This is a genomic window from Pseudomonas azerbaijanoccidentalis, assembly GCF_019145495.1.
GTDB classification, from domain to species: domain Bacteria; phylum Pseudomonadota; class Gammaproteobacteria; order Pseudomonadales; family Pseudomonadaceae; genus Aquipseudomonas; species Aquipseudomonas azerbaijanoccidentalis.
In genome coordinates, this window is sequence record NZ_JAHSTU010000006.1 from 359893 (window position 1) to 369635 (window position 9743).

The following is a 9743-nucleotide window of genomic DNA, read 5'->3' on the forward strand; positions in this document are numbered from 1 at the left end:
TTACAGCGTCTATGGTGTTCTGGTTCGGTGTGTTTGTTTTTGGCCTGAAGACGAAGGAGTGTTGACTGATGCGTGACAAACCAGCGAGGGACTCGTTACCCACTCCCGCCGCGTTCATCAACGCACAGAGTGCGATTACCGGTCTGCGCGGCCGGGATCTGATTTCAACGTTGCGCAGCGTCGCCGCCCATGGCTTGCGCAACCCGGTGCACACGGCCCGGCACGCCTTGAAACTGGGTGGTCAATTGGGGCGCGTGCTGCTGGGCGATACCCTGCACCCGACCAATCCGCAGGACAGCCGATTCGCCGACCCGGCATGGAGCCTCAACCCGTTTTATCGCCGCAGCCTGCAGGCGTATCTGAGCTGGCAGAAAGAAGTCAAAAGCTGGATCGACGAAAGCACCATGAGCCCCGACGATCGTGCCCGTGCGCACTTTGCGTTCGCGCTGCTCAACGATGCCGTGTCGCCGTCCAACAGCCTGCTCAATCCGCTGGCGATCAAGGAAATCTTCAACTCCGGCGGCAACAGCCTGGTGCGCGGGATCAGCCATCTGGTTGACGATTTGCTGCACAACGACGGCTTGCCCCGGCAGGTTACCAAGCAGGCCTTTGAAGTCGGCAAGACCGTCGCCACCACCCCCGGCGCCGTGGTGTTTCGCAATGAACTGCTGGAGCTGATCCAGTACAAGCCGATGAGCGAAAAGCAGTATTCCAAACCGCTGCTGGTGGTGCCGCCGCAGATCAACAAGTACTACATTTTCGACCTGAGCCCGCACAACAGCTTCGTCCAGTTCGCCCTCAAGAACGGCTTGCAAACCTTCATGATCAGTTGGCGCAACCCGGATGTGCGCCATCGCGAATGGGGGCTGTCGACGTACGTTGAAGCGGTGGAAGAAGCCATGAACGTCTGCCGCGCAATCACTGGTGCGCGCGAGGTCAACCTGATGGGTGCCTGTGCCGGCGGGCTGACTATCGCGGCGCTGCAAGGTCACTTACAGGCCAAGCGACAGCTGCGGCGCGTCTCCAGCGCGACTTACCTGGTGAGCCTGCTCGACAGCCAGCTGGATTCCCCGGCAACGCTGTTCGCCGACGAGCAAACCCTCGAAGCCGCCAAACGTCGCTCCTATCAAAAAGGCGTGCTCGATGGTCGCGACATGGCCAAGGTCTTCGCCTGGATGCGGCCCAATGATTTGATCTGGAGTTACTTCGTCAATAACTACCTGCTGGGCAAGGAGCCGCCCGCGTTCGACATCCTTTACTGGAACAATGACAACACGCGTCTGCCGGCGGCCCTGCACGGCGACTTGCTGGACTTCTTCAAGCACAACCCGCTGAGCCATCCGGGCGGTCTTGAAGTGTGCGGCACGCCGATCGACTTGCAGAAGGTCACCGTCGACAGTTTCAGCGTCGCCGGGATCAACGACCACATCACGCCGTGGGATGCAGTGTATCGCTCGACGTTGCTGCTGGGGGGCGAGCGCCGCTTCATCCTGTCCAACAGCGGCCATGTGCAGAGCATTCTCAACCCGCCGAGCAACCCGAAAGCCAACTATGTCGAGAACGGCAAATTGAGCGGCGACCCACGTGCCTGGTACTACGACGCCAAGCGGGTCGATGGCAGTTGGTGGACGCAATGGCTGGAGTGGATACAGCAACGTTCGGGTGCGCAAAAGGAAACCCACATGGCCCTCGGCAACCAGAACTATCCACCGATGGAGGCGGCACCCGGTACTTACGTGCGCGTGCGCTGACGTTCAAACGAACCACGGTCACCGTCGGCCGTGGCATGACCCGAATCACTAAGAAGACTGGATGAAAACCCGCGACCGCATCCTCGAATGTGCCCTGCAGTTGTTCAATCAGAAGGGCGAACCGAACGTTTCCACCATGGAAGTTGCCAACGAAATGGGCATCAGCCCAGGCAACCTCTACTACCACTTCCACGGCAAGGAGCCATTGATACTCGGGCTGTTTGAACGCTTTCAAGCCGAGTTGGCGCCACTGCTCGATCCACCGGCCGATGTAGAACTGGCCCCGGAAGATTACTGGCTGTTCCTGCACCTGATCGTCGAACGCCTGTCCCACTACCGGTTTCTGTTCCAGGATCTGTCGAACCTGGCCGGACGCCTGCCAAAACTGGCCAAGGGTATTCGCAACCTGCTCAACGCGCTCAAGCGTACGCTGGCCTCGTTGTTGGCTCGCTTGCAAGCGCAGGGGTTGTTGGTCAGCGATACGCAAGCGCTGGGGCAATTGGTGGAACAGATCACCATGACGCTGCTGTTCTCGCTGGACTACCAGCGGATTCTCGACCGTGAGGGTGAGGTGCGATTGGTGGTTTACCAGATCATGATGCTGGTGGCGCCGCACCTGTTGCCGCCGATCAAGGCCGCGACCGAGCAGATGGCGATGCAGTACCTCGAAGACCATGAATAGAAACCACCACGCGACAGGTAGCAGCTACCGAAGACTGCGTTCGGCAGCTGCTACCAAATCGGCGTCCACTGGTGCACAAACAAAAACGCCCGACCTTGGCAGGCCGGGCGTTTTTTTGAGCCCTGAGAATCAGGACTGACTGGTTGGCGTCGACGAGGCCGGCGCGGCAGTCGGGGTCACAGCAGGGGTTGGTGCGGTCGCGGAGTTCGATGCGCTGACCGGTGCGGCTACCGGGGTTGCCGGTTTCGCAGCAGCCACTGCTGGCTTGGCGGCAGCTTTGGGAGCGGCCGGTTTTTTCACTGCAGGCTTCTTCGCAGCAGCAGGCTTTGCCGCTGGCTTGGCGGCCGGTTTGGCGGCAGCGGTTTTGGCTGCAGGTTTAGCCGCTGGCTTAGCCGCCGTTTTGGCTGCCGGCTTAGCCGCCGGCTTGGCTGCTGGTTTAGCGGCTGCTTTGGCGGCGACCGGTTTGGCCGCAGTTTTAGCAGCTGCCGGTTTGGCCGCTGCGGTTTTTGCCGCTGGCTTGGCAGCAGGTTTAGCCGCTGCTTTAACCAGTGGTTTAGCCGCTGTTTTTGCAGCAGGTTTGGCAGCGGGTTTCGCCGCCGCGGTTTTCGCCGCAACAGGCGCAACCTTGGCACCGGTCAGTTTTTCGATCTGCTTGGTCAGGGTATCGACCTTGCTGTGCAGTGCCTTGACTTCATTGCGGCTCGGCACGCCCAGACGCGAAATGGCGCTGTTCAGACGCTTGTCGAAAGCGCCTTCGAGCTCATCCCACTTGCCCAGCGCGCGGTCTTTCACACCGCTGATGCGCGACTTGGCCGAAGAAGCGGAGTCCTTGGCGGCGTCGACTTTTTTGCCTACGGCACTCTTGGTGAGCTTCTCGGCTTTCTCGCCGTCCTTAACCAATGCATCGAAGAGTTTGCTGCCGTCGGTGTCGATCTTCGAGTACACGCCTAAACCAGCCAGCCAGATTTTCCGGGAGTAGTCTTCGACCTTCCCGATCCACGAGCTGCCTTCTTTTTCGGTGTTCTTTTTAACAGCCATCCCGTTCTCCTTAAGATTTACGCGCGACACGTTCGAGCAATGCCGTCAGCTCATCGAGCTTAGCAGAGAGTGTCTCAACGTCATGTTTAGACGGAATGCCGATACGATTCAAGGCACTTGCGACACGCGTGTCGAACGCCTTCTCGACCTTGTCGAGTTGAACTTCGACCTTGCCCTTGAAAGTGCTGACTTCATTCTTGGCTTCGTCGATCTCGGCATTCGCCGCTTCAAGTTTCTCAGCGACTACTTTTTTGCCTTTCTTTTCAACAGTTTGGCCAGTTTTTACCAACTCTTGAAAGTAATCGCTGCCCTCTTGGCCAACCTTGGCGTAGGCACCCAGGCCTGCCAGCCAGATCTTGCGGGCATAGGATTTGACGTCGCTCAGAGCACTGGTCGATGCGTCGATTTTTTTCTTCAAAATAACTTTGGCCATGGTTCACCTCACGCGCAGAAGGTTTGAGGAACTGCCCGGATAAGTGTCGGGCTCTGGCACAAAGTAGGGAGAAAAATTAGAAACGGCACCCTAACAAATGACATAAACCGGTGGTGCCTGGAAGAGATCGCAGCCTCGTTTCACTCGACAGCTCCTACAGATGCCGCGGTGTACACCTGTAGGAGCTGTCGAGTGAAACGAGGCTGCGATCTTTTCGGGATCAGACCAGGGCTTTATCCAGCGCCTTCTCGATTTCCGCTTTGATCATGCCGCTCATGGCCGACATCATCAGGCCCAGTTCCACATCGACCTTGATCAAATCGTCACTGACATGCACCGCGCCTTTCACGCCCGAGCGCTTGAGGTTCAGCGTGTCACCCGACCACTGCGGCTCCAGGCCATATTGCTCGTTGAGTTTCTGCGCCAGCTTGTCGGCCTTCTCGCGCGCCGCTTCCTTACCCAGGCCGTGGGCACGTTCAACACTGATACGGGCCATCGAATGACTCCTGTTTTGTTAATGCTTGTACGGTAAATCTTGACCGCTGCTGCGGCAAAACGTCCCGAGGGTGATCCATCTTACCTTCAGCCTTGCCAAGACAAAGCATCCCTTGGGGATTAGAATGTCGCGCATTCTCTTTTGGTGACAGCGATATGACTGATCAGCGCAAAGGCAGCGATGCCGAACCCACCACTCACTTCGGCTTCAAAAACGTTCCGGAAAGCCAGAAAGCGGAAAAAGTTGCTGAGGTTTTCCACTCGGTAGCCGCCAAGTACGACTTGATGAACGACCTTCTGTCGGGCGGCATGCACCGTCTGTGGAAGCGTTTCGCGATCGAGCTGTCGGGCGTTCGCACCGGCAACCGCGTGCTCGACATCGCCGGCGGCACGGGCGACCTGACCAAAAAGTTTTCGCACCTCGTTGGCCCGACCGGCCAGGTGGTGTTGGCCGACATCAACGAATCCATGCTCAAGGTCGGTCGTGACCGCCTGCTGGATCTGGGTGTGGCCGGCAACGTCGAATTCGTCCAGGCCGATGCGGAAAAACTGCCGTTCCCGGACAACCATTTCGACTGCGTGACCATCGCCTTCGGCCTGCGCAACGTGACGCACAAGGAAGACGCCCTGCGCTCCATGCTGCGCGTGCTCAAGCCGGGCGGCCGCCTGCTGGTGCTGGAATTCTCCAAGCCGACCAACGCACTGATGTCCAAGGCCTACGACGCCTACTCGTTCGCCTTCATGCCGCTGATGGGCAAGCTGATCACCAACGACTCGGAAAGCTATCGCTACCTGGCCGAATCGATCCGCATGCACCCCAACCAGGAAACCCTGAAGTCGATGATGGTCGAGGCCGGTTTTGACCGCGTGACCTATCACAACATGACCGCAGGCATCGTCGCCCTGCACCGTGGCATCAAGCCCTGATGCTGCTCGCCGGCCTGCTCGCCAGCGTTGAACTCGGTCTGAACCGGGTGCTTCGCCTCGACAGCACGGCGCTGCCGCGGCTCGCGCATTTGACCGGCAAAGTGATTGCCGTCGATTGCCGCAGCCCGGCGCTGCAACTGTTCATCCTGCCCAGCGATGAGGGCCTGATGCTCGCCTCCCAGTGGGAAACCGGCGCCGATTGCACCTTGCGCGCACCGGCCTCCAGCCTGTTGAAACTGGCGATGAGCAAGGACAAGACGTCCGTCCTGCATGGCCCTGAAGTCGAACTCGACGGCGACAGCGGCGTGCTGCTGGAACTGGCGGCGATCCTTCAGGACCTCGAACTGGACTGGGAGTATGAACTCTCGCGCTGGCTGGGACCGGTCGCCACGCAACTGGTTGGCGGTCATTTGCGCAGCCGCGCACGCTGGTATCAGCAAGGATTTACCAGCCTGGGCCAGAACCTGGGCGAATACCTGGCCGAAGAGTCGCGCGCCCTCGTCGGTCAGCGCGAAGCCGAAGCCCGATTCAGTGAACTGGACCAGATCAAGCTCGATCTGGAACGTCTCGAGGCGCGTTTCGAGCGCCTTTCCCGATCCCTCGACCCAAGCGATAACGCATGAAGCTGCTTGCCGTCCGCCGTTTGTTGCGCATCCAGCGCGTCGTGATCCGCTACCGCCTCGATGACCTGTTGTTCGCCCTGCCGCTGCCCTGGTTTCTGCGGGCGTTGCGTTATGCCTTGCCGTGGCGCTGGTTCCCGCGCAAGACCCTGGACCTGAGCCGTGGTGCACGCCTGCGCCTGGCATTGCAGGACCTGGGGCCGATCTTCATCAAGTTCGGACAGATCCTGTCCACCCGTCGCGACCTGCTGCCCGAAGACATCGCCGATGAGCTGATGAGGCTGCAGGACCGCGTGCCGCCGTTCGACTCGCAGGTGTCGGTCAAGCTGATTGAAGAACAGCTGGGCAAGAAAATCAGTGAAGTGTTCAGCCGTTTCGACGTCCAACCGCTGGCCTCGGCTTCGGTGGCCCAGGTGCACGCCGCGCAGTTGAAAACCGGTGAAGAAGTCGTCGTCAAAGTGATTCGTCCGGGTCTCAAGCCGATCATCGCCCAGGACCTGGCGTGGCTGTTCATATTGGCCCGCGCCGCCGAAAAATTTTCGGCCGATGCGCGTCTGTTGCATCCGGTGGACGTGGTCAGCGACTACGAAAAAACCATCTACGACGAACTCGACCTGCTGCGCGAGGCCGCCAACGCCAGCCAGTTGAAACGCAACTTCGAAGGCTCGCCGCTGCTGTATGTGCCGCAAGTCTATTGGGACTGGTGCCGGCCGAAAGTGCTGGTGATGGAGCGCATCTACGGCATCCAGGTCACTGATCTGGCAACCCTCGCCGACCAGCGCACCGACATGAAAATGCTCGCCGAACGCGGCGTGGAGATCTTCTTCACCCAAGTGTTCCGCGACAGTTTCTTCCACGCCGACATGCATCCGGGCAACATCTTCGTCAGCACCGTGAGCCCGTGGAGCCCGCAATACATCGCGATCGACTGCGGCATCGTCGGCAGCCTGACCCCGGAAGACCAGGATTACCTGGCGCGTAACCTGTTCGCCTTCTTCAAGCGCGATTACCGTCGCGTGGCGCAGTTGCACATCGATTCGGGCTGGGTGCCGGCAGAAACCAAGCTCAACGAATTCGAAGCGGCGATCCGCACCGTTTGCGAGCCGATTTTCGAAAAACCGTTAAAAGATATTTCATTTGGCCAGGTGCTGATGCGCCTGTTCCAGACCGCGCGCCGCTTCAACATGGAAGTGCAGCCGCAACTCGTTCTGTTGCAAAAGACCCTTCTGAACATCGAAGGCCTGGGCCGTCAGCTGTACCCGGACCTCGATCTGTGGAACACCGCGCAGCCGTTCCTTGAGCGCTGGATGCGTGAACGCGTCAGCCCAAAAGCCTTGATCGGCAACGTGCAGAGCCAGTTCGAACAACTTCCGCATCTGGCCAACATGGCCCGTGACCTGCTCGAGCGCATGTCCCAACCTCACGCCTACGACCCGCCACCACCGTGGCACCGACGTCGCGATGACTGGTTCCTGCGTCTGCTCGGCACGGCACATCTGGCCGGTGGCGCGATCCTTGCCGCGGGTGGTCCGTTGAACGAACTGGCCTACTGGCCGGCCGGGATCATGATGGCGGTCGGTTTGTATCTGGTCGTTCGTCGATAGCATCAATCAGCTGCAAGTTATAAGCTTCAAGTTATGTTCATAGCACTCATGTTTAATTCACGCCTGTAGATATGCGTTGCACAATACGAAGGATCGAAGCGCACTGGCTTTTACTTGCGGCTTGAAGCTTATGGCTTGGGGCTGCTTCAGGAACTGAAGATGAAAAACTGGCTGGACGAGATCAAATGGGACGCAGATGGCCTGGTGCCGGCGATTGCCCAGGATCACAAGACCGGGCGCGTCCTGATGATGGCCTGGATGAACCGTGAAGCGCTGGAACTGACCGCTGCTGAAAATCGCGCAATCTATTGGTCCCGCTCCCGTGGCAAGCTGTGGCGCAAGGGCGAAGAGTCCGGCCATGTGCAAACCCTGCACGAGATGCGCCTGGACTGCGACGCTGACGTTATCATCCTGATGGTCGAGCAGATCGGCGACATCGCTTGCCATACCGGCCGCCAGAGCTGCTTCTATCGCGTTTATGAGAACGGCGACTGGACCACCGTCGACCCGGTTCTAAAGGATCCGCACGCCATCTACTCCGCAGGACACAAACATGAGTGACACTCTGACCCGTCTGGCCGAGGTACTGGAGGAGCGCAAAGGCGCCGCCGCCGACAGTTCGTATGTCGCCAGCCTGTACCACAAGGGCTTGAACAAGATTCTGGAGAAAGTCGGCGAAGAGTCGGTCGAAACCATCATTGCCGCCAAGGACGCCGCCGTCAGCGGCGACTGCAGCGATGTGATCTACGAAACCGCCGATTTGTGGTTCCACAGCATGGTCATGCTCGCCCAATTGGGGCAGCATCCACAGGCTGTACTCGATGAACTGGACCGTCGTTTCGGTCTGTCCGGACACGCCGAGAAAGCCTCGCGCCCGTCCGCCTGAATAACGATTAGAGAGGAGCAGCAACATGGGCATTTTTGACTGGAAACACTGGATCGTCATCCTGGTTGTTGTCGTACTGGTGTTCGGCACCAAGAAGCTGAAAAACCTCGGCACCGACGTCGGCGAATCGATCAAGGGCTTTCGCAAAGCCATGAACGATGACGAGAAACCGGCCGATCCGACAGTGACCCCGGCCCAACCGGTTCCACCTGTTCAGCCACAGACCACCCAGTCCGTGAATCAGCCGCACACCATCGACGTGCAGGCGCAGAAAGTCGAAGAGCCGATCCGCAAAGACGTGTGAGCACTGACTAATGTTTGGTATCAGCTTCTCTGAACTGCTGCTCGTCGGCCTCGTCGCCCTGCTGGTGCTGGGCCCCGAGCGCTTGCCGGGCGCTGCGCGCACCGCTGGCCTGTGGGTCGGGCGACTGAAGCGCAGCTTCAACGCAATCAAACAGGAAGTTGAACGTGAGATCGGTGCCGACGAGATTCGTCGGCAACTGCACAACGAGCACATCCTGTCGCTTGAGCAGGAGGCGCGGAAGATCTTCACGCCGACCCAGCAAGAGCCGGCGCCGGTCGAACACGTGGGAGAGCAGACGATTCAAGCACCTGCCCCGGCTGCCGCGCCAACGCCTGCACCTGCCCCGGCAGTTGTAGAGCCTGCGCCCACTGTGGCTGCAGCCTCTCCGGTTGAACCCGTTACCCCTGCGGCAGCGCCCGTTGCGCCAGCCCCTCATGACCCAACATTGCCGCCGCGAGCCCCATGAGCGATCTTCCTGAAAACGACCAGCACATGCCGCTGGTTTCGCACCTCACCGAGTTGCGTACCCGCCTGCTGCGCTGTGTAGCGGCAATTTTCATCATTTTTGCCGGGCTGTTCGCCTTCACCCAGCAGATCTACACCTTCGTCTCGACACCGCTGCGCGCGTACCTGCCGGCCGGTGCAACGATGATCGCCACCGATGTGTCGTCGCCGTTCCTGACGCCGCTGAAGCTGACCATGATGGTCTCGCTGTTCCTGGCGATCCCGGTGATCCTGCATCAGATCTGGGGCTTCATCGCGCCCGGCCTGTACAAGCATGAAAAACGTATTGCCGTGCCTTTGCTGGTTTCCAGCATCTTTCTGTTTTATGCCGGCATGGCCTTCGCCTACTTCCTGGTGTTCCCGCTGATCTTCAAGTTCTTCGCCGCCGCCACTCCGGCCGGTGTGGAAATGATGACCGACATCACCAGCTACCTCGATTTCGTCATGACGCTGTTCTTCGCCTTCGGCGTGGCGTTCGAGATCCCGGTAGCCGTGGTGT

At 59.4% G+C, this 9743-nt stretch carries 13 protein-coding genes; 10 read left to right on the forward strand and 3 right to left on the reverse strand.

Annotated elements, in window-relative coordinates:
* The first annotated feature begins 68 nt into the window (after positions 1–68).
* Positions 69–1751, forward strand: a complete 1683-nt coding sequence (phaC, locus tag KVG88_RS21110; protein WP_150703402.1) for a class II poly(R)-hydroxyalkanoic acid synthase — start codon at positions 69–71, stop codon at positions 1749–1751.
* Between the two features lie 61 nt (positions 1752–1812).
* Positions 1813–2433 (forward strand): TetR/AcrR family transcriptional regulator, encoded by a 621-nt coding sequence (locus tag KVG88_RS21115; protein ID WP_217872656.1) that lies wholly within the window; start codon positions 1813–1815, stop codon positions 2431–2433.
* A gap of 129 nt (positions 2434–2562) precedes the next feature.
* Here KVG88_RS21115 and KVG88_RS21120 read toward each other — a convergent pair whose 3' ends face one another.
* From KVG88_RS21120 to KVG88_RS21130, 3 genes are all read right to left on the reverse strand, one after another.
* Complete coding sequence (locus KVG88_RS21120) at positions 2563–3471, reverse strand: phasin family protein (RefSeq protein ID WP_217872657.1); 909 nt, start codon at positions 3469–3471, stop codon at positions 2563–2565.
* A gap of 10 nt (positions 3472–3481) precedes the next feature.
* Positions 3482–3904, reverse strand: coding sequence for a phasin family protein (locus tag KVG88_RS21125; protein WP_150703399.1), 423 nt, complete (start codon positions 3902–3904; stop codon positions 3482–3484).
* Between the two features lie 220 nt (positions 3905–4124).
* A complete protein-coding gene (locus tag KVG88_RS21130; RefSeq protein ID WP_150703398.1) occupies positions 4125–4400 on the reverse strand; it encodes a polyhydroxyalkanoic acid system family protein in 276 nt (91 codons plus the stop codon).
* A 155-nt stretch (positions 4401–4555) separates the two neighbouring features.
* Between KVG88_RS21130 and ubiE the strand changes: the two genes are divergently transcribed.
* The 8 genes from ubiE to tatC all read left to right on the forward strand — a co-directional run.
* Positions 4556–5326: a bifunctional demethylmenaquinone methyltransferase/2-methoxy-6-polyprenyl-1,4-benzoquinol methylase UbiE gene (ubiE, locus tag KVG88_RS21135; RefSeq protein ID WP_007948968.1), complete on the forward strand. Its 771-nt coding sequence runs from the start codon at positions 4556–4558 to the stop codon at positions 5324–5326.
* Entirely contained in the window at positions 5326–5949 is a 624-nt protein-coding gene (locus tag KVG88_RS21140) for a ubiquinone biosynthesis accessory factor UbiJ (protein ID WP_150703397.1), read from the forward strand. Before ubiE ends, KVG88_RS21140 begins: the two co-directional genes overlap by 1 nt.
* Entirely contained in the window at positions 5946–7550 is a 1605-nt protein-coding gene (gene ubiB, locus KVG88_RS21145) for a ubiquinone biosynthesis regulatory protein kinase UbiB (protein WP_217872658.1), read from the forward strand. The genes KVG88_RS21140 and ubiB overlap by 4 nt, the downstream gene beginning before the upstream one ends.
* Positions 7551–7709: 159 nt before the next feature.
* Positions 7710–8111 carry a phosphoribosyl-AMP cyclohydrolase gene (hisI, locus tag KVG88_RS21150; RefSeq protein ID WP_007989281.1) on the forward strand — a complete coding sequence of 134 codons (402 nt, stop codon included), beginning with the start codon at positions 7710–7712 and terminating at the stop codon, positions 8109–8111.
* Positions 8104–8436 carry a phosphoribosyl-ATP diphosphatase gene (locus KVG88_RS21155; protein WP_007975564.1) on the forward strand — a complete coding sequence of 111 codons (333 nt, stop codon included), beginning with the start codon at positions 8104–8106 and terminating at the stop codon, positions 8434–8436. Before hisI ends, KVG88_RS21155 begins: the two co-directional genes overlap by 8 nt.
* Before the next feature lie 25 nt (positions 8437–8461).
* Positions 8462–8740 carry a twin-arginine translocase TatA/TatE family subunit gene (locus tag KVG88_RS21160; RefSeq protein ID WP_150703395.1) on the forward strand — a complete coding sequence of 93 codons (279 nt, stop codon included), beginning with the start codon at positions 8462–8464 and terminating at the stop codon, positions 8738–8740.
* Positions 8741–8750: 10 nt separating this feature from the next.
* Positions 8751–9206, forward strand: coding sequence for a Sec-independent protein translocase protein TatB (gene tatB, locus KVG88_RS21165; RefSeq protein WP_217872659.1), 456 nt, complete (start codon positions 8751–8753; stop codon positions 9204–9206).
* Positions 9203–9743: twin-arginine translocase subunit TatC (gene tatC, locus KVG88_RS21170; protein WP_225934087.1), on the forward strand; the 541-nt coding region annotated here is incomplete at its 3' end. The genes tatB and tatC, both read left to right, overlap by 4 nt.

Excerpts from the sequence above, each read along its gene's own strand:
- KVG88_RS21160 (WP_150703395.1), top strand. The coding sequence starts at position 8,462 with ATGGGCATTTTTGACTGGAAACACTGGATCGTCATCCTGGTTGTTGTC.
- hisI (WP_007989281.1), top strand. The coding sequence starts at position 7,710 with ATGAAAAACTGGCTGGACGAGATCAAATGGGACGCAGATGGCCTGGTG.
- KVG88_RS21155 (WP_007975564.1), top strand. The coding sequence starts at position 8,104 with ATGAGTGACACTCTGACCCGTCTGGCCGAGGTACTGGAGGAGCGCAAA.
- ubiE (WP_007948968.1), top strand. The coding sequence starts at position 4,556 with ATGACTGATCAGCGCAAAGGCAGCGATGCCGAACCCACCACTCACTTC.
- KVG88_RS21115 (WP_217872656.1), top strand. The coding sequence starts at position 1,813 with ATGAAAACCCGCGACCGCATCCTCGAATGTGCCCTGCAGTTGTTCAAT.
- KVG88_RS21130 (WP_150703398.1), bottom strand. The coding sequence starts at position 4,400 with ATGGCCCGTATCAGTGTTGAACGTGCCCACGGCCTGGGTAAGGAAGCG.
- phaC (WP_150703402.1), top strand. The coding sequence starts at position 69 with ATGCGTGACAAACCAGCGAGGGACTCGTTACCCACTCCCGCCGCGTTC.
- KVG88_RS21125 (WP_150703399.1), bottom strand. The coding sequence starts at position 3,904 with ATGGCCAAAGTTATTTTGAAGAAAAAAATCGACGCATCGACCAGTGCT.
- KVG88_RS21120 (WP_217872657.1), bottom strand. The coding sequence starts at position 3,471 with ATGGCTGTTAAAAAGAACACCGAAAAAGAAGGCAGCTCGTGGATCGGG.
- ubiB (WP_217872658.1), top strand. The coding sequence starts at position 5,946 with ATGAAGCTGCTTGCCGTCCGCCGTTTGTTGCGCATCCAGCGCGTCGTG.
- KVG88_RS21140 (WP_150703397.1), top strand. The coding sequence starts at position 5,326 with ATGCTGCTCGCCGGCCTGCTCGCCAGCGTTGAACTCGGTCTGAACCGG.
- tatB (WP_217872659.1), top strand. The coding sequence starts at position 8,751 with ATGTTTGGTATCAGCTTCTCTGAACTGCTGCTCGTCGGCCTCGTCGCC.